The sequence below is a fragment of the Pantoea alhagi genome, assembly GCF_002101395.1.
In the GTDB taxonomy this organism is placed as follows: Bacteria; Pseudomonadota; Gammaproteobacteria; order Enterobacterales; family Enterobacteriaceae; genus Mixta; species Mixta alhagi.
The window spans coordinates 1,342,956-1,361,345 of record NZ_CP019706.1 but is presented as its reverse complement, the minus strand read 5'-3'; the positions used below and the strand labels follow the sequence as shown (position 1 = coordinate 1,361,345).

The 18,390-nt window shown below is 53.1% G+C and carries 16 protein-coding genes and 1 pseudogene; 13 read left to right on the top strand and 4 right to left on the bottom strand.

The features are described 5' to 3' along the window. The first annotated feature begins 183 nt into the window (after positions 1–183). On the top strand, positions 184–1,368 hold the full coding sequence (locus B1H58_RS06405; RefSeq protein ID WP_085068751.1) for a BaiN/RdsA family NAD(P)/FAD-dependent oxidoreductase: 1,185 nt from the start codon (positions 184–186) through the stop codon (positions 1,366–1,368). 78 nt (positions 1,369–1,446) lie between these two features. Here B1H58_RS06405 and B1H58_RS20990 read toward each other — a convergent pair whose 3' ends face one another. Continuing rightward, a complete protein-coding gene (locus B1H58_RS20990; protein WP_237172479.1) occupies positions 1,447–1,608 on the bottom strand; it encodes a YnfU family zinc-binding protein in 162 nt (53 codons plus the stop codon). Between the two features lie 489 nt (positions 1,609–2,097). On the opposite strand from B1H58_RS20990, the pseudogene B1H58_RS06400 reads away from it, so the two are divergent. After that, a pseudogene (locus B1H58_RS06400) lies at positions 2,098–2,405 on the top strand (hypothetical protein); the annotation flags it as partial. 123 nt (positions 2,406–2,528) lie between these two features. Here the strand turns inward: B1H58_RS06400 and B1H58_RS06395 are convergent. Together B1H58_RS06395 and B1H58_RS06390 are read right to left on the bottom strand one after the other, a co-directional pair. Continuing rightward, positions 2,529–2,993 carry a hypothetical protein gene (locus B1H58_RS06395; protein ID WP_085068749.1) on the bottom strand — a complete coding sequence of 155 codons (465 nt, stop codon included), beginning with the start codon at positions 2,991–2,993 and terminating at the stop codon, positions 2,529–2,531. Beyond that, positions 2,990–3,736: a winged helix-turn-helix domain-containing protein gene (locus B1H58_RS06390; RefSeq protein ID WP_085068747.1), complete on the bottom strand. Its 747-nt coding sequence runs from the start codon at positions 3,734–3,736 to the stop codon at positions 2,990–2,992. The genes B1H58_RS06395 and B1H58_RS06390 overlap by 4 nt, the downstream gene beginning before the upstream one ends. Before the next feature lie 683 nt (positions 3,737–4,419). Here B1H58_RS06390 and B1H58_RS06385 point away from each other — a divergent pair. Together B1H58_RS06385 and B1H58_RS06380 are read left to right on the top strand one after the other, a co-directional pair. Beyond that, positions 4,420–5,031, top strand: coding sequence for a helix-turn-helix transcriptional regulator (locus tag B1H58_RS06385; protein WP_085068745.1), 612 nt, complete (start codon positions 4,420–4,422; stop codon positions 5,029–5,031). 381 nt (positions 5,032–5,412) lie between these two features. Continuing rightward, positions 5,413–6,606: a zinc-dependent alcohol dehydrogenase gene (locus B1H58_RS06380; protein ID WP_085068743.1), complete on the top strand. Its 1,194-nt coding sequence runs from the start codon at positions 5,413–5,415 to the stop codon at positions 6,604–6,606. Between the two features lie 52 nt (positions 6,607–6,658). On the opposite strand, the gene B1H58_RS06375 is transcribed toward B1H58_RS06380, so the two are convergent. Next, entirely contained in the window at positions 6,659–7,156 is a 498-nt protein-coding gene (locus tag B1H58_RS06375) for a CinA family protein (RefSeq protein ID WP_085068741.1), read from the bottom strand. 568 nt (positions 7,157–7,724) lie between these two features. On the opposite strand from B1H58_RS06375, the gene B1H58_RS06370 reads away from it, so the two are divergent. From B1H58_RS06370 to pqqF, 9 genes are all read left to right on the top strand, one after another. Then, entirely contained in the window at positions 7,725–10,511 is a 2,787-nt protein-coding gene (locus B1H58_RS06370; protein ID WP_085068739.1) for an autotransporter outer membrane beta-barrel domain-containing protein, read from the top strand. Between the two features lie 127 nt (positions 10,512–10,638). Further along, the gene (locus B1H58_RS06365; protein ID WP_085068737.1) at positions 10,639–11,637 is read left to right on the top strand and encodes an alpha/beta fold hydrolase; all 999 of its coding nucleotides are present in this window, start codon (positions 10,639–10,641) and stop codon (positions 11,635–11,637) included. Continuing rightward, positions 11,634–12,674, top strand: coding sequence for a dipeptidase (locus B1H58_RS06360; protein ID WP_085068735.1), 1,041 nt, complete (start codon positions 11,634–11,636; stop codon positions 12,672–12,674). Before B1H58_RS06365 ends, B1H58_RS06360 begins: the two co-directional genes overlap by 4 nt. A gap of 130 nt (positions 12,675–12,804) precedes the next feature. Next, a complete protein-coding gene (pqqA, locus tag B1H58_RS06355) occupies positions 12,805–12,882 on the top strand; it encodes a pyrroloquinoline quinone precursor peptide PqqA (protein WP_071883753.1) in 78 nt (25 codons plus the stop codon). 53 nt (positions 12,883–12,935) lie between these two features. Next, positions 12,936–13,847 (top strand): pyrroloquinoline quinone biosynthesis protein PqqB, encoded by a 912-nt coding sequence (pqqB, locus tag B1H58_RS06350; protein WP_085068733.1) that lies wholly within the window; start codon positions 12,936–12,938, stop codon positions 13,845–13,847. 2 nt (positions 13,848–13,849) lie between these two features. Further along, on the top strand, positions 13,850–14,605 hold the full coding sequence (gene pqqC / locus B1H58_RS06345) for a pyrroloquinoline-quinone synthase PqqC (RefSeq protein ID WP_085068731.1): 756 nt from the start codon (positions 13,850–13,852) through the stop codon (positions 14,603–14,605). Further along, positions 14,605–14,883, top strand: coding sequence for a pyrroloquinoline quinone biosynthesis peptide chaperone PqqD (gene pqqD, locus B1H58_RS06340; RefSeq protein WP_085068729.1), 279 nt, complete (start codon positions 14,605–14,607; stop codon positions 14,881–14,883). Before pqqC ends, pqqD begins: the two co-directional genes overlap by 1 nt. Next, on the top strand, positions 14,852–16,015 hold the full coding sequence (gene pqqE, locus B1H58_RS06335; protein ID WP_085068727.1) for a pyrroloquinoline quinone biosynthesis protein PqqE: 1,164 nt from the start codon (positions 14,852–14,854) through the stop codon (positions 16,013–16,015). Before pqqD ends, pqqE begins: the two co-directional genes overlap by 32 nt. Beyond that, positions 16,015–18,390, top strand: coding sequence for a pyrroloquinoline quinone biosynthesis protein PqqF (gene pqqF, locus B1H58_RS06330; RefSeq protein ID WP_085068725.1), 2,376 nt, complete (start codon positions 16,015–16,017; stop codon positions 18,388–18,390). Before pqqE ends, pqqF begins: the two co-directional genes overlap by 1 nt.

The following is an 18,390-nucleotide window of genomic DNA, read 5'->3' as shown; positions in this document are numbered from 1 at the left end:
CTGGGGAAAGAAAAATTAGACTTTTTTTGCCATAAAAGTGTAAAACGCGCGTCATCAGGCAGTAAAAAAGCTAACAAATCCGTTAGTTACATTATGTTACTTTCAGTTGGCTTTGGTTACGCTGGCCTGGACGCGGGCAAGCTATTACAATCGCGGTCTTTGCCCGGTCGGCAGGAGTGAGCAGTGGAAAAGTATGACGTTATCATCATTGGCGCAGGGGCTGCCGGGCTGTTTTGTGCGGCTCAGGCGGGGCAGCGCGGCCTGCGTGTGCTGCTGCTGGATAACGGCAAAAAACCGGGCCGCAAAATCCTGATGTCCGGCGGCGGCCGCTGCAACTTTACTAACCTTTATACCGAACCGGCGGCCTATCTCTCGCATAATCCTCATTTTTGTAAATCGGCGCTGGCGCGCTATACGCAGTGGGACTTTATCGCGCTGGTTAACCAGTACGGTATCGCGTACCACGAAAAAACGCTTGGCCAGCTCTTTTGTGATGACTCGGCACAACAAATTGTCGATCTGCTGATGGCGGAATGCGAGAAAGGGCGCGTAACGCTGCGGCTGCGTAGCGAAGTGCTGGCGGTTAGCCGTGATGAGGCGGGTTATGCTGTTCAGCTCAACGGGGCGGAAGTGCGGGCCGATAAACTGGTTATCGCCAGCGGCGGGTTATCAATGCCGGGACTGGGTGCCTCGCCCTTCGGCTATCGGCTGGCAGAGCAGTTTGGTCTGCGCGTTTATCCCACGCGCGCCGCACTGGTGCCCTTTACGCTGCATAAGCCGCTACTGGAACAGTTACAGACGTTGTCGGGCGTTTCGCTACCCACCACCATTGAAGCGGCCAACGGCAAGCGCTTTAAAGAGGCGATGTTGTTTACCCACCGTGGCCTTTCCGGGCCGTCGGTGCTGCAAATTTCCAGTTACTGGCAGCCGGGCGAGTTTGTCACCATCGATCTCTCACCGGAACAGGATCTCGACGCTTTTATCAATGAGGAGCGCGAGGCGCGTCCGAATCAGAGCCTGAAAAATACGCTGGCGAAGCCGCTGCCAAAGCGGTTGGTGGAAGTATTGCAGATATTGGGCGTTGTGCCGGAGGTGACGCTAAAGCAGCTTAACGCTAAGCAGCAACGCGAGCTTACCGAAAACCTGCATGCCTGGCGTGTGCAGCCCAACGGCACCGAAGGCTACCGCACGGCAGAAGTCACGCTGGGTGGCGTGGATACCACGCAGCTATCTTCGAAAACCATGGAAGCGCGTGAAGTGCCCGGTCTCTATTTTATCGGCGAAGTGGTGGATGTCACCGGCTGGCTGGGCGGCTATAACTTCCAGTGGGCCTGGAGCTCCGCCTGGGCCTGCGCGCAGGCGCTGTAATATAGCGCGGCTGAATCTTTTAAAAACAGCGGTAAGTCATTTTCAGTAAAAGGCAGTGCGGCTAAGTTACCGTATCGCTTAACGCTTACCCGCAAAAAGTGATTTGCAGTGTGGACAGAGCATGGTGTGACCTACCGATCTTTTTAGCGCGGTCTGGCTGGAGAAACGCTTGCAGACTGGACATTGCACGCCGGATTCCCGCCTTTTGATGAGATTCAAAAGCCATTGAAAGTGCGTCATCATTTATCCTCGAAGGGTTTTATAAACCTTAACACATATCCCGCTGCATCAGGTGATTTACCCAACGCGCAAAAAAGCTAACGCCACCATTATTAAAATAATTAAATTTCAATACGATGATTTCCCGCGCGTTTAATTTTTAATCGCCCGATTAGGTTTTCAAACGGCGTGATTAAATTTTATTCAACTATACTTGTTGGCAAGGTATTCACCTCATCTCTTCCTGATATTTCTATCCCGCCTTTTCAGACTCCACTCTTTACTTCCGTTGCGTATGCATTAGGGAACCCTGTATGAAGGTTAATTTTGATCGCGGGTTTAACAGCGCCGATGACAAGCTATGGCACAAAACTGGCCAACGCCCATCAACCTTTCGTTGGTAAAAGCTCCTTTAACCTACCGGAACGTTTGGCTAAAAATGAGCAGCAGCTTATTCGCTGCGCCGCCATTTTGAGTGAAGGCGATAAAAAAAGCCTTACTCCGGCCGGGGCGAAACAGACGCCGGTATTATCCGGCGCCTTTGTTGCGGAGCTTTCCCGACGCCTGAATGGTCAGAGCAACCTTCTGGCGCTTACTGGGTAGAACAACAGTTGCAGGCAATCGGCCTGACCAGCGCGCGCGTCATTGCCCACTTCAATCAGCAACTGGCGATTAGCCAACTGTCGGTCAGCAACAGTATTGCGGGCCTGCGTCAATTGGGAGAAATCAGCTGGCCGGACATGGTTGAGTCTTTGAGCCTGGTTGAACAGACCTTACGCCAGGATCCCGCGAACATTTACTGCCTGATGCATTTTGACTGCAGCATGCTAATTAAACAACGCTGACATATTACAGAAGCTAAAAAAGCCGGCCCCGTAATAAGGCGCATTTGCGGGGCCTGAAAAAGATAAATAGTATTGGTACCGCTTAAGAGGATTGCTTCAGGTACCGGTGCAGAGTAGTACAGGAACGTCACCATTCATAAATATATGCCCACCATTACCGTCTCTATAGATATTATATTGTGCTGGTTCCTTGATGTCGGTATAAAACCGCTCAAGTAACCAGGCTAACGATTTATTATCAACTTCATCAAAAGCTGAGGGGATAATGGCTTTTGAGGTTAATAAATAGTTATTATTATTGACGGTAAAATCAAACAAAACCTTTCTGCTTAACACTTTATGATGGCCTGCAGAATTAATAAATTCGCCATTCATGATGACGAAACCAGAAGAACCATTAAAAAAGAAACGCATCAGCATATTGGCACGCATACCATTGTTTTGAACATGATGCTGTGCCAGGCAGGAAAAGTGGCGCTCACGGTTATTAACAGTGAAATAAGTGATAGCTACGCCAATAACCAATAAAATCCCAATAATAAATTTGATCCTGCTTTTCATATGGTTTTTCCTAACGACCAGGATGTACAGGAAGTACTGTCTTCATTGAGCGGGTTCTGGCAGGAGAAGAACGAAATATGCTTAACAAACTTATCGTAGGTGATATAAATGTGTGGGTAAGCTTTGCAGTCGATATATTGACTTAGCGTGTTGTCTATATTCTCTTTCAGGGGCAAATTTTTGCGATAAACATAGAGCTGGCAGGCGCCATCCTCGGCTATCTTATCATAGCTTCCCATCAGTTTTTTAAAGTCAGCGTTTACCGGGTTAACAAAGAAGATAAGGCTGGAACAAAGCAAAAAAAACGAAACCGGAATTAATGTTTTAAGCCGCGTTGCGTTGCCTTGCGGCTTTATGCGGAAAGTGGGGGCGGAGATGATGTCAGGTAATATTTCTTCAGCGGTCTGCAATTTGGTAGAAATGCTGTGATCAAACCTAAAGCCTTTGCGAGGTACGGTAATGATCCATCTATCTGCGCCAGGCATAATATTTTTTAGCGCCCTGCGGATTAGCGAAATGTTTTGGTAAAGCGTATTGGGGGAAACGTTATGACTGTTTTCTCCCCAGGCATAATGATACAGATCATTTTGTGATACCAGCCCATCAGTCTTTATTAATAGTTCGAGGCATTTTGTTGCCGGCTGGGTCAATGAAGTATCTTCTTTTCCCTGAGAGTGACAGACAAGCCTATGGTTTTTTGGATAAAAATAAATAGATTCGTGAATAAGATAAACTGGACCCATAGCCACATCCTGTTTGCTAGTGATTTACGTGCTCCTGTTGGTTAAGACACTATCACGCTTTTATAAGAATGTGCATGCCCTTTTATTCAATATTGAGAGTAAACGAACCCTTTATAAAGCCTCAGAAGTTTCATTATTTCATACAACGGCATAAAATTACATTTTTAATTAATGAAAAGATGACAAAAGTTGCCTTATATATGTGGCGCAGCATTTCATTATCTTTTTTTTACCAGTAGGCAGCATCATGTAAAATTATATGGGAAAAAGAAAACTTTAAAATAACCACTAATAAAAAGCTTTTTTCACGGCTTTGTTTTTTATCTCGCCTCACGTTGAAAGACAGCTTGCTGAGCGTAAATGTTTGCCGAAAAAGGCAGTCATCACAGTTTTGTTGCATTATTTATGCAGTAATATCAGTAATTTGAATTTATCTTAAGAGGATAGCTTAACTTCTTAAATATGTTGAGAAGCTTATTTAAAGCGGTTGTTATTGTCTCAATTAACGGTAACGGTAATATCGTTTAGGTTATCGGAGGGCCAGGATGGCTTTTCTGATATACGAGAATCATTTGGTTTGAAGCACGATGTTCAGGGAATGACTCAATGCTCGCTTTACTGGTAATAGTGACGGTTCTGATAAGTTGGTTGCGTAATTATTCAAAAAGGGATGTTGAAGTATTATGAAAGTCATTGTGTGTTCTGATAATTTTTTTTTCGCCAACGGCATAAGCGCCTTACTGAATCAGGCGGGTCATAAAACCTGGAACTTTTTTTATCATTCCGTAAATCCATTTTGTGAAAAAGAAGATAACGAGTTGGTTATCATTATTGATACTAACGAGCGAAAACCTTTACGAGATCTGTTCGCATTACTGGGTAAAAGGAAGTTAAGAGTTTTCTTTATTACGGACGACCTCTCAGATCAGCATGAAAGCCATCATCCTTTCCAGGGAGTTATACCGCGTAAAATTACCGCTGCGGCGCTGTTAGACAAGCTTGCTGAATCCAGGGCTGGCGTCAGGCCGCTGGAGTTTTTACTCACTAACCAGCAGCGCAAAGTACTGCAATATTTGATACGTGGCGTCACGCCTGGTGTGATCGCTCGAGTAATGAACATCTCTGTGAAGACCGTATCGGCCCATAAACGCAAGGTGATGATGAACTTTGGCCTGAAAAAAATGAACGCACGCTCACTAAACTGCATGGCCGATTTTATTTATAAGTCTCTGTTGGTTTCAGAACACATTAACCGGCAAAAGCATCCACAATTTATTAGCCGGCCAATGTATTAAACGGCAGCGATTCTTATCGTTGCATGATGACGGTTAAAGCCGATGGTGTAACAGATTAAAATTCCTTAGTGCTATTTAGTAACGGTTTATGTTCACGCAAAACATTGTTGCTAACAAAGCGATGCTGCGCCCTTTTTCAGGCATCGCTTTTTTATTTCTTATCTTCTTTTGCTGCTGTCAGGCTGCTCTGCCCAACTGACCATCCACAAATATCGCGTTTTTGCCCGCCGCCGCTTGCGGAATCTCCACAAGATACTAACTTTTAACTAATAGATTCCCTGGTGTTGGCGCAGATGCGCACCCCGCTTGATGCGGGTTTTTTTTATATTTGCTGCGTCAAGAGATGGTCATCTCATTCACTTTTCAACATGGAGAAAGGCAATGAAAGCACTGACTTATCATGGCCCGCATCGTGTCAAAGTTGATAATGTTCCCGATCCCGGCCTTGAAGCTGCGGATGATATTATTTTGCGTGTAACGGCGACGGCGATCTGTGGTTCCGATCTGCATCTTTATCGTGGCAAGATCCCGGGCACTTCCCATGGCGATATCTTCGGCCATGAATTCATGGGTGAAGTGGTAGAAGCTGGCTCCGCAGTAACGGCGGTGCAGAAAGGAGACCGGGTAGTTATTCCTTTCGTTATTGCCTGCGGCGACTGCTTCTTCTGCCGTCTGCAGGAGTTTGCCGCCTGCGAAACCACCAATCCCGGACGTGGCGCGATCCTGAATAAAAAACAGATTACCTCACCGGCTGCGCTATTTGGTTTTAGTGCCCTTTATGGCGGCGTGCCGGGCGGGCAGGCGGAGTATGTGCGCGTACCGAAGGCGAATACCGGGCCGTTCAGGGTGCCGCCGGTGTTGGCTGACGATCAGGTGCTGTTTTTATCCGATATTTTGCCCACGGCATGGCAGGCAGTAAAAAATGCGCAGGTTACCAAAGGCAGCAGTCTGGCTATTTTCGGTGCCGGTCCCGTTGGTCTGCTTACCGCTGCCTGCGCACGTATGCTCGGCGCGGAAAAAATCTTTATGGTGGATCATCACCCCTATCGGCTGGCGTTTGCCCGGGATCGCTATGATGTGATCCCTATTAACTTCGATGACAATGACGATCCGGCGGCCTACATTATTGAAAACACTACCAACCATCGTGGCGTCGATGCCGTGATTGATGCCGTAGGGTTTGAGGCGAAAGGCAGCCTGACGGAAACCGTGATGACTAACCTGAAGCTGGAAGGCAGTAGCGGTAAAGCATTGCGTCAGTGTATCGCAGCAGTAAGGCGCGGCGGGATTGTTAGCGTGCCGGGCGTCTACGCAGGCTTTATCCACGGCTTCCTGTTTGGCGATGCGTTTGATAAGGGGCTGACCTTTAAAATGGGTCAGACGCATGTTCAGGCCTATCTGCCGGAGCTGCTGAATTTAATTGAGCAGGGCTTAATCAAGCCGGAAGAAATTATTACGCACCATATGCCGCTGGAGCGGGCGGAAGAAGCCTATAAGATTTTTGAAAAGCGGCAGGAAGAGTGCCGCAAAGTTATTCTGGTGCCGGGCCTGACCGAAACGTTACGTCACGTTTAATCGCTTTCAGAGACTATCCATGGGTTTCAGCCGTAATGCTGAAACCCTTTTTTTATTGATTCGCTTCTTTTAGCAGGGTCATTAGCCGGGTAAGAGCAAAAAGCGCCGCCTGGTTAATAACAGATTCGCTGTCGCCGCTGAACTGCTTTCTCTCTGCCTTAATGGTCCCGTCCGGTAAGCCCCAGCCAAACCAGATCGTACCGGCTGGCGTCCCATCCGGGCCATCGTCAGGTCCGGCGTAGCCGGTAACCGACAGGCTCACCGCTTCGCCAGATTGTGCCTTTGCGCCCGCTGCCATCTCTCTGGCGGTCGGCTGACTAACGGCGGTAAATTTTTCCAGCGTCCGCTCGTCAACTTTTAACAAACGCATTTTGGCTTCATTGGTATAGGTCACGAAACCGCTGCTGAAATAATCTGCACTGCTGCTGGCGGAACACATCGACATGCTGACCAGACCACCGGTACAGGATTCTGCCGTTGCCAGCTTAACTTTTGCCCCTTTGAGTATCTCTCCCAGTTCCGACGCAGCCTGCCGCAGTTGTTCGTTCATTATCGTTCTCCTTACTCGGTTGAATAAATTAAGTGTAGAAGATGTGCTTTATTTCGTTCGAAATAAATTTCTTACATGAATCAGAAAATTCAGGAGGTAAACGGGTATTTATTCTTGCTGACGCTTAATCAATATTTTAACGCTATTGTTTATTTAAATATTCTTAATCAGTCAGTAAGCAATCATCTAATAAATATGATTTCTGTCTGGTAAATAACCAGATAACGCATATTCATGCTAGGGTTTTAATAAAGGTGATATTTTTGTGTGCGCCTTTTACTGTTTTTCTTCTGTTTTATTGATGCGTCATGGTTATTACCGCAATAACAGGTGGTGATATTTTTTTTGCGAGCAGAAACGGACGAGGCTTAAGAGGAAAAAGTCAGTGATTACACCTTTATTTAAAATAAAACCCTTAGTGAATATTATTCGGCACAGCGTAACGCTTAGCGGCACATTATCTTTGTTATTACTCTCTTTTACGCCTGTGGCATGCGATGCGGCCTTGCTTGCGTCGGTTACTGCGGAAAAGGATAGTCTCCTGACGCTAAGTGAAGGAGATGAAATAGTGGTGACGGGTAGTGAAAATGGCCTTTGCGGTATTTGTAATCCCGTTAGCGCAACAAATAGCACCATTAATTTAGTTAATAACGTCAGCGTTAATGTTAATGGGCCGGTAGCAGGCGGCATTCTGTTACAAGGCGATAATTCTACTCTGCAGGCGAATCAGCTAAAGGTTAATGTCAATGGACATTACGGCATTCAGGTTGATGCAAAAGATGCGCAGATTAATTTAGGTCGCGGCAGCCGTATTGAAATAAATAATAACGCTCTGATGGCTAATGGTATTTATTTGGGTAATCACGCTTCTTTATTAGCAAATGAGCTAACCGTAATTACGCATGGTGTGGGCAACGGATTATCTATTTCCGACGCGGGAACCCGAATAGATATGGGTGAGAACTCGCTTATTCAGACGAACGGTACAGAGGCAACCGGTATCTATATTTTTGGTCGGGACAATCGCGCATCCGGCGAGCCAGCCAGTTTAAAGGCGAACCGGCTTACCATTACCACCGCAGGCGATCGCGCTTACGGCGTGAATATTCAGGCCAACTCAACGGTAGATTTAGGTCGCGGCAGCCGGATTGAAACCCATGGCAAAGACGCAATGGGGATCTGGAACCTGGGTACGCTGACGGCGGATGAACTGCAGATTAAAACCGCAGGCAGTAATCTCGCCAACGCGCTGGAAGTCAGAGAGCAGGGCGTGGCGACGATCGGAGCAGGCAGCTCGCTTTACAGCGAGCGCAGCGGCGCACTGGTTGCGCGTGGCGAGGCGGCAACGGCTAACTTCAACGGTAGCGAGACGCAGCGGAATCGCATTTTTTCCAGCGGCTCTTATGCGGTCTCGGCGCAATTCGAAGGAGCCAGAGTTAACCTCTCCTGGAGCGATATCGATATCCGCAGCGACAATGGGCTGGCGATAGGCATATGGGCGCTGGGCGGGGGAAAGGTGCAGGGCGATAACCTGGCAATTACCGGCAATAGCGGAACGATTGGCGCATACGCCGTAACCGGCGGTGAAATTGATTTAACCGGTAAAACGGTTATTCGTATGGCTTCGCCGCTGGATATGGCGCTGGGCACTGAATATATCCCCGGATCTCGCGCCAGCCGTATCAGCCTGAGTGGGCTGATCGATATTGTCGGCAGCGTAAGTGCCGCTGGCGGTGATATCGATCTGGATATGGCACCAGGCTCGCTGCTGACGGGGGTGACCGCCAGCGACAGGGTTCACGGCGGCTCGCTGGATATCAAAATGAACCACAGCCGGTGGGATATGCCGGGCAATGCCAGGGTGGATAATTTAACCCTGGACAACAGCACGGTTAACTTTATGGCAGAAAACCAGGGATCGCGTCTTACGGTAGGCAATCTGGCCGGAAGCGGCACTTTTGCGCTGACGACGGATATCGCTGCGCAACGCAACGATCAACTGGTGGTAACCGGCAACAGCGCAGGCAGTCACTATTTGCAGATACGCAATCGTGGCGATATGCGCACCACGGGTCAGGAAGTGCTGACGATGGTAAAAACGCAGGATGGTCAGGCACGCTTTGCGCTTTCGCCCACAACGGAAAAAGTGGAGCTGGGCGGCTATCTGTATGGTCTGCAAAAGACGGGCTCGAACTGGCAGCTGTCTGCCACCGGCACCGCAGAGACCCCTGAGTTCGATCCTGCGCCGGAACCAGCACCCGCGCCTGCACCAGAACCTGTACCGGAACCTGCCCCCGCGCCGCCGGAGCCAACGCCGGAGCCAACGCCGGAACCTGCGCCCACACCAGAAGTAACGCCGAAGCCTGCGCCAGAACCAGAGCTGAATCTGGAGGAAAGCCTTGAGCCTGCGCCCGCACCGGTACCGACGCCCGGGCAGCCGGAGCTCACCAGCACGGCCGATGCAGGGGCTAATTTCCTGAATATTACCTATTTAATTAACTATGCCGAGACGCAGACGTTGATGCAGCGCTTTGGCGAGCTGCGGCAAAAGAAAGATATGGGCAATGGCTGGATCCGTGGCATCGGCGGGCGCTTTGATGATTTTGGCAGCGGCAAACTCAGCGGTTTTCGCCTGAGTTACTCCGGCATGCAGTTTGGTATTGATAAACAGATTGCGCCTGAAACGCCCGTCATCTCTGGGGCCTTTATGGGTGTTACCCACGGCAATGCCCATTACGCTTCCGGCAGAGGAGATCAACGATCGCAACATGCCGGGATCTATCTCACCGCGCTGGCGGATAATGGTCTGTGGCTGGATGGCCTGGTGAAATATGGGCGGCTGAAAAACAGCTTTAACGTCAGAGACTCTCAGGGGGCAACGGTCTCTGGTTATGGTGCAACGGACAGTTACAGCGCATCGCTGGAGGGTGGCAAACGCATCGAGCTGTCCTCAGCACCGCAGGTTTTTTACCTTGAGCCGCAGCTGCAACTAAGCTGGAGCCGTCAGCAAAATGATCGTCTCGTCGCCTCCAACGGCCTGCATATCGACCTCGATGGCTATCACTCTTTGCTGGGCCGCGCCAGCGCACTGCTCGGCTATCGCGTGCAGCAGGATGGCTTACAGCTCAATCTCTACCTGAAAAGCGGCATTGTGCGTGAGTTTAAAGGTGAAACCCATTATCACCTCAACGGTTCGCCGGAACGGCACAGCTTTAAAGGCAATGCGTGGAATAATGGCCTTGGGGTTAGCGCGCAGATTGCCAGCCAGCACGTGATCTATCTTGAGGGAGACAGTACCACCGGAAACCAGTTTAATCAGCGGCAGTTTAACGCCGGTTATCGCTTTAGTTTCTGAGGTGAGCATCTGCCTTTACCTGCTTTTACTTAAGTCATGCTCCAGTCTGGCCTGATTGCGCTTATATTTTTGCCGTACTGGTTGTTTTTTTACCGCTTCGGCGGTCACATTACACAGGAGCAAAATAATGAATAAGCTAACGTCCATGGCCCTGGGGCTGATGCTGGCGGCGGGCAATGCCGCTGCGGCTTCTTACGGCGAGCAGCTGGAAGGCTTTCCGATGCCTTATCCGCTACAGCATTTCACTTTTTCTTCCCAGCAGCAGTCGCTCAGCATGGGATATATGGATGTTAAGCCGGTCGGCAATGCCAACGGTCACGTTGTGGTGCTGATGCACGGCAAAAACTTTTGCGGTGCCACCTGGGAAAGCACGCTGCGCGCGCTGAGCCAGCAGGGCTATCGGGTTATCGCCCCGGATCAGATCGGTTTTTGTACCTCGACCAAACCAGCTAACTATCAGTACAGCTTCCAGCAACTGGCTAACAATACCCATCAGTTACTACAGCATCTCGGCGTGAAGAAAGCGATCGTTATCGGTCACTCTACCGGCGGCATGCTGGCGACGCGCTACGCGCTGATGTATCCACAGCAGACCGAAAAGCTGGTGATGGTAAATCCTATCGGCCTTGAGGACTGGAAAGCGAAGGGCGCGCCCTGGCGATCGGTGGATGACTGGTATCAGCGCGAGCTGAAACTGTCGGCAGAAGGCATCAAAAAGTATGAGCAGCAAACCTACTATTCTGGTCAGTGGAAGCCGGAATATGACAAATGGGTTGATATGCTGGCCGGGTTGAACAGCGGGCCGGGGCATAAAAAAGTCGCCTGGAACTCTGCGCTGATCTACGACATGATCTATACCCAGCCGGTTTATTATGAATTGCCGGATCTGCGTGTTCCCACCACCCTGTTTATCGGCACTGCCGATACCACCGCCATCGGCAGCGATATTGCCACGCCGGAGGTGAAGGCGCAGCTGGGTCACTACGAGGTGCTGGGCAAAGAGGCAGCAAAACGCATTCCTCATGCTCACCTGGTAGAGTTTGACGGTATGGGACACGCGCCACAAATGGAAGCGCCGGAGAAATTTCATCAGGCGCTGATCGAGGATTTAGCAACGTTAAAATGATCACTGCGGGAAAATTTTTTGATGGCCACAACGATCTGTTGCTGCGCCTGTGGGTAAATCATGCCGATAATCCGGCGCAGGCTTTTTTCGCCGGTCGGGAGCAGGGCCATCTCGATTTTCCACGTATGCGGCAGGGCGGCTTTGCTGGCGGGCTGTTTGCGGTTTTTGTGCCGCCGGTCACCTGGCTGGCGGGAGAGCGCGGCCAGGAAGTGAGCCTGGTGCAGGCGCAGCACGACGCGCTGGCGATTGCCGGGGCGCAAATCGCTATTCTGCGTCAGCTGGCGGAGGCCTCTGCTGGACGGGCGCGGCTCTGTGTGACGGCCGCCGATATCGAACAGTGCCTGCAGCAGGACGTGCTGGCGCTGGTGATGCATATCGAAGGCGCGGAGATGCTGGATGAGGAGCTGACGCTGCTGGATCGCTTTTACCAACTGGGCCTGCGTAGCATTGGGCCGTTCTGGAATCTGCCTAATCGCTTCGGTGTGGGTGTGAACGGCGGTTTTCCCGGTTCGCCCGATACCGGCGAGGGGATGACGGCAGCGGGCAAGGCGCTGATCCGCGCCTGCAATCAGCGGCGGCTGCTGATCGACCTTTCTCATATGAACGAGAAAACCTTTTGGCAAACTGCCGAGCTGAGCGATGCGCCGCTGGTAGCCACGCATTCCAATGCGCATGCGCTTTGCGCCCAGCCGCGCAACCTGACCAATGCGCAACTGGAAGCTATCGCCGCCAGCGACGGCTTTGTCGGCGTTAACTTTGGCAACGCCTTTTTGCGCACCGATGGTGCGCGCAACGCTGAGACTTCTCTTAACGAAATTGTTAAACATTTGTGTTTTCTGCTTGATAAGTTAGGTGAAGATCGCGTTGGCTTCGGCTCAGATTTTGATGGCATTAGCGTGCCGGAGCCGCTGGGCGATGTGAGCGGTATGCCCCGACTTTTTGAGGCGTTAGCCGCTGCAGGCATTGATGCGCAACTGCAGGAGAAGCTGGCCTGGCGTAACTGGCTGCGCGTGTTAAAGCGCACGTGGGGTCAATAGAAAAGTTGCGATCCAGGTCACATTAGAGCAACATCTGCGCTGCCAAATTTTCATATTTGACAACTCACGGATTGCCTGCCGCAATTAAGGGTGACAATCCGTCATTTTTAACGCCAAGAGGAGAAAAGTTATGTCTGCATGGATCAAACCTGCATTTGAAGATTTACGTCTGGGTCTGGAAGTTACTCTGTACATTTCCAACCGTTAATCCCTGTGCCCGCGCCAGTCGCGGGCCTGTTTCTTTCCTTTCCCGGTTATCACATGCAGATCAAAGTTCTTGGCTCCGCAGCTGGCGGAGGGTTCCCGCAATGGAACTGTAACTGTAAAAACTGCCAGGGCGTGCGTAACGGCACGATGAAAACCTCGCGGCGTACGCAATCCTCTATCGCTATCAGCGATAACGGAAAAGATTGGGTGCTGTGCAATGTCTCTCCCGATATTTGCCATCAGCTGCTGGCTTCGCCCGAATTGAATAATCCCGACGTGCTGCGCGGCACCGGTATTGGCGCCATTATTCTTACCGACAGCCAAATCGATCATAGCGCGGGCTTACTCAATTTGCGTGAAGGCTGTCCGCATCACGTCTGGTGTACGCAAGAGGTCCATCAGGATCTCACCACCGGCTTTCCGGTATTCACCATGCTTTCCCACTGGAACGGCGGCCTGATTCATCACGCCATCGTGCCGGAGCAGACCTTTAGCGTCAGCGTGTGCCAAAGCCTGCGCTTTACCGCCATTCCGCTGTTAAGCAACGCGCCGCCTTACTCGCCCTGGCGCGATCGTCCATTGCCGGGCCACAACGTGGCGCTGTTTATTGAAGATGGCAGCAGCGGTAAAAGCCTGCTCTATGCACCGGGACTGGGCGAGCCTGATGATGCGTTGATGCCGTGGCTGCAAAAGGCGGATTGCCTGCTGATCGACGGCACGCTGTGGCGTGATAACGAACTGGCGGCCACCGGCGTCGGCAAAAACACCGGTAAAGATATGGGCCATCTGGCGCTCTCAGAAGAGCAGGGGCTGGCAGCGCTGCTGGCGTCGCTGCCGGCAGAACGCAAAATTCTGATTCATATTAACAACACTAACCCCATCCTGGATGAAGAGTCCGCCGAGCGCCAAAGCCTGACGCAGCAGGGCATCGAAGTGAGCTGGGATGGCATGTTAATCGAGGTATAACCATGACGCAGGCACAGCCGCTTTCGCCGCAGGCTTTTGAACAGGCGTTGCGCGCCAAAGGCGCTTATTACCATATTCATCATCCCTACCATATTGCGATGCATAACGGCAAAGCCACGCGCGAACAGATTCAGGGCTGGGTAGCGAACCGTTACTACTATCAGACCAATATTCCGCTGAAGGATGCCGCCATTATGGCTAACTGTCCGCATCCGGACGTGCGTCGCAAGTGGGTACAGCGCATTCTCGATCACGACGGCTACGGCGACAGCGAAGGCGGCATTGAGGCCTGGCTGCGACTGGGCGAAGCGGTAGGGCTGAAACGCGAAGTGGTGCAGTCGGAAGCGCTGGTGTTGCCCGGCGTGCGCTTCGCCGTGGATGCCTATGTCAACTTTGCCCGACGCGCTAACTGGCAGGAAGCAGCCTGCAGCTCTTTGACCGAGCTGTTTGCGCCGCAGATCCATCAGGCGCGGCTCGACAGCTGGCCGCAGCACTATCCGTGGATCGAAGCGGAAGGCTACGACTATTTCCGCAGCCGTTTGAGCCAGGCGAACCGCGACGTGGAGCATGGCCTGCAGCTGGCGCTGGAGTATTGCGATACGGTAGAGAAACAGCAGCGCATGCTGGAAATCCTGCAGTTCAAGCTGGATATCCTGTGGAGCATGCTGGACGCAATGACGATGGCGTATGAAATGAAACGACCGCCTTACCATACGGTAACGGCGGATCTCGCCTGGCACAAAACGAGGCTGGTGTAATGGAAATCAACGCTTCACAGACGCCGCAGTTCCGCCGTGGCTTTCGCCTGCAGTGGGAAGAGGCGCAGAACTGTCATGTCATGCTCTATCCGGAAGGAATGGCGCGACTCAACGGCAGCGCTGCTGAAATTTTACTGCTGGTGGACGGCAAGCGGACGCTGGGCGATATCGTCGCCGAGCTGAGCGCGCGCTTCCCCGGCGTGCCCGATCTGGGCAACGACGTTACTGAATTTTTTGGCCAGGCCTATGAACAGAAGTGGATCATCTTCCGTGACTGAACGGAAACCGGCGGTGAATCCGCCGCTGTGGCTGCTGGCGGAGTTAACCTACCGCTGCCCGCTGCAGTGCCCTTACTGCTCCAACCCGCTCGACTTCGCTCAACAAGATAAAGAGCTGACTACTGAGCAGTGGATTGACGTGTTTCGACAGGCACGGGCGATGGGCAGCGTGCAGATCGGCTTTTCCGGCGGCGAGCCGCTGGTGCGTAAAGATCTGCCGGAGCTGATTGCCGCCGCACGCAATCTCGGTTTTTACACTAACCTGATCACCTCCGGCATCGGGCTGACTGAGAAAAAGATTGATAGCTTTGCCGAGGCCGGGCTGGATCATATTCAAATCAGCTTCCAGGCCAGCGATGAAACCCTGAACGCCGCGCTGGCCGGTTCGGAAAAAGCCTTCCGGCAGAAGCTGGAAATGGCGCGGGCGGTCAAAGCGCACGGTTATCCGATGGTGCTGAACTTTGTGCTGCATCGCCATAATATCGACCAGATCGACCGCATTATCGAGCTGTGCATCGAACTGGAGGCGGATGACGTCGAGCTGGCGACCTGTCAGTTTTACGGTTGGGCGCAGCTCAATCGAGAAGGCCTGCTGCCAACGCGCGAACAGATTGAACGTGCCGAGCAGGTGGTGAAGCAGTACCGCGAGCGCATGGCGGAAAGCGGCAGCCTGACCAATTTGCTGTTTGTTACGCCAGATTATTATGAAGAGCGCCCTAAAGGCTGTATGGGCGGCTGGGGCGCGATTTTCCTTAGCGTGACGCCGGAAGGCACCGCGCTGCCATGTCACAGCGCACGCCAGCTGCCGGTCACGTTTCCGTCAGTGCTGGAGCATGACCTGCAGCATATCTGGTATGACTCTTTCGGCTTTAATCGCTATCGCGGCTTTGACTGGATGCCGGAGCCTTGCCGATCCTGTGACGAAAAAGAGAAGGATTTCGGCGGCTGCCGCTGTCAGGCCTTTATGCTGACCGGCAACGCCGATAATGCCGATCCGGTCTGCGCGAAATCGCCGCATCACGGCAAAATCATTGCGGCGCGCGAGGCGGCCAACTGCACCCAGATGCAAATCAGCCAGTTGCAGTTCCGCAATCGGGTTAATTCTCAGCTGATCTTTAAGGCGAACGCATAATGCCGCAGGCGGCCTCGTTACGGCTCGATAATGGCCTGACGGTGCGGCTGCTGCACGACGCGCAGGCGTCAGAAGCGGCAGCGCTGCTACAGGTCGCCAGCGGCAGCGACCATGAGCCAGAGCAGTGGCCGGGCCTGGCGCATCTGCTGGAGCATCTGCTGTTTACCGGCAGCGCAAGCTATAGCGGTCAGCAGCGGCTGATGAGCTGGGTACCTGCGCAGGGAGGCCGCCTTAATGCCACCACTCGCGCCGATCGCACCGCCTATTTCTTTAGCCTGCCCGCCAGCGGGCTGGAAGCGGGGCTGATGCGGCTGGTGGATATGCTGGCGTGCCCACAGCTTTCATCAGAGGCGATTGCGCAGGAAACGGCGGTGATTGACGCCGAATATCGTCTGCTGTGTCAGGATGCCCAAACGCTAACCGGCGTGGCGCAGCGGTACTTTTTTCAGGGTCCGCCCGCGATGCAGCGTTTCCACGTGGGCAACCGCGCCAGCTTTGGCGAAGATCACAGCCGGTTACGCCAGGCGCTGCAAGATTTTCATCAGCAGCGCTATCATGCGGGGGCGATGACGCTTTGGCTTTCCGGTCCGCAGCCGCTGGCTGAGCTGGAAACTATTGCCCGGTGCTGCGGGGCAAGCCTGCCCGCATCCATTGACGCCCCGGCTGTATCGCCTGCCCATTTACAGGCGCGCGCGGATGGTGCGGTGCGCACCACAGGCGCGCCGCAATTCACGCTAACCTTTGCTCTTAACCATTGGCAGGAGAGCGATGCGGGCTGGTGCGCACTGCTGCAGCAGCTGCTGCTGGATGAGGCGGAAGGCAGCCTGCTGGCGCAGCTGCGGGCCGCTGATATTTGTGATGGCGTGAGTTTGCAGGAGGTCTGGCGCGGCGGAGGGGCGGCGCTGATTGCCGTCTGTTTTGTGCCGGCCCATGTGCGTCCGACGCTCGCTGCAACGCTGGAGGCTGCGCTGCGGCAGTGGCTTGCACAGCTTGCCGACTTTACCGCCTCGCAGTTAAACCACTATTTGCAGCTGGCGCAGCGCCAGCATGCCGATAAAAGCGCGCTCGATCGCCTGCGCGATCGGGCGTTCGGCTTCGCACCGCCCGCGTCAGTTACGCCAGATAAGTGGCAACGTTGGCTGGAGCAGTTACAGAGCGCTGAAGTCAGCCGCCTGTGGCTGGATGAGACCGTACAGGGCGAGATGACTTCATCGGCGGGCTTTGAGTTTATTCACGCGCCTTTGCCGCATACTTCCGCCACTACCGCTTTGCCGCTGCGTTTCTGGCCTTTTCCGCCGCTGCTGGCGCCGCAAACCTTACCTCACAGAGCGGTTCCCTTACTCTATTTACCTGCATCCGCACCTGCGGTATTAACGCTGCGTCCGGTGCCGGAGAAACCCATTACCGACGCGTTGGGCTACGCTTTACAGGCGGCGCTACGTGCGTTATCAGCCAGCCTGGCGCATCAGGGCGGAAGATTAAGCGTTGAACGGCGGCAGGGCATCTGGCAGCTTCAGCTGAGCGGTGAACCCGCATTGATGGTGGCCGCGCTGGCGGCGATCGTTTCGCGGCTGCACACCTTTACCTCGCTGGATGCAGGCGCGCGCGCCTGGCAGCGAGAGCAGCAGCAAGAACAGGGTGATATCCCGGTACGCCAGCTGCTTAGCCAACTGCCGCGCTGGCTGCTGGCGCAGCAGTCGCTCTGTGCGAAACTGAATGAAATTGTCTGGCAGGCGGCGCTGGTTGGCGGCGGCCAGGCGCTGACCCAAAGGCTCTCCCGACTATTGAGCCGCATGCCGGGGCGTGTACAACATGCAACCGACTGGCTGCCGTGTGGGCCGCAGCCGGGGCAGCAGCACGCTCTTCGCCTGACGCAGGGCGATACGGCCCTGCTGCTGTTTTGCCCGCTGACGCAGCCTGGGCTGGAGGCACAGCTGGCGTGGCGGATGCTGGCGCTGATTTATCAGCCAGCCTTCTTTCAGCGCCTGCGCGTAGAACAGCAGGTCGGCTACGTGGTCAGCTGCAGTTTTCATCATGTGGCCGATCGCACAGGAATACTGTTTGCGCTGCAGTCGCCGCAGCATAATGCCGCCGCGTTGTTAACGCATATTCAGCGTTTTTTACGGATAATGGAAAATGATCTTGCCCGTCTTTCCGCTGATGAGCTGGCGGAAAAGCGTGAACGACTGTGGCAGCGGCTCCAGCCAGAGGGCGATACGCTGGAGCAGGCGCGTCAGGCGCTGGCTTTTCCCGATCTGACTTCTCCGGCGGCGCGCCAGCTGCTTGAGCGTCTGGATGCGCCCGGGCTGGTTGCCTGGCATCAAAGACTGTGCGATCGCGTCTGGTGGTGGCAGTGTGCGGCAGAGGCTGAATAA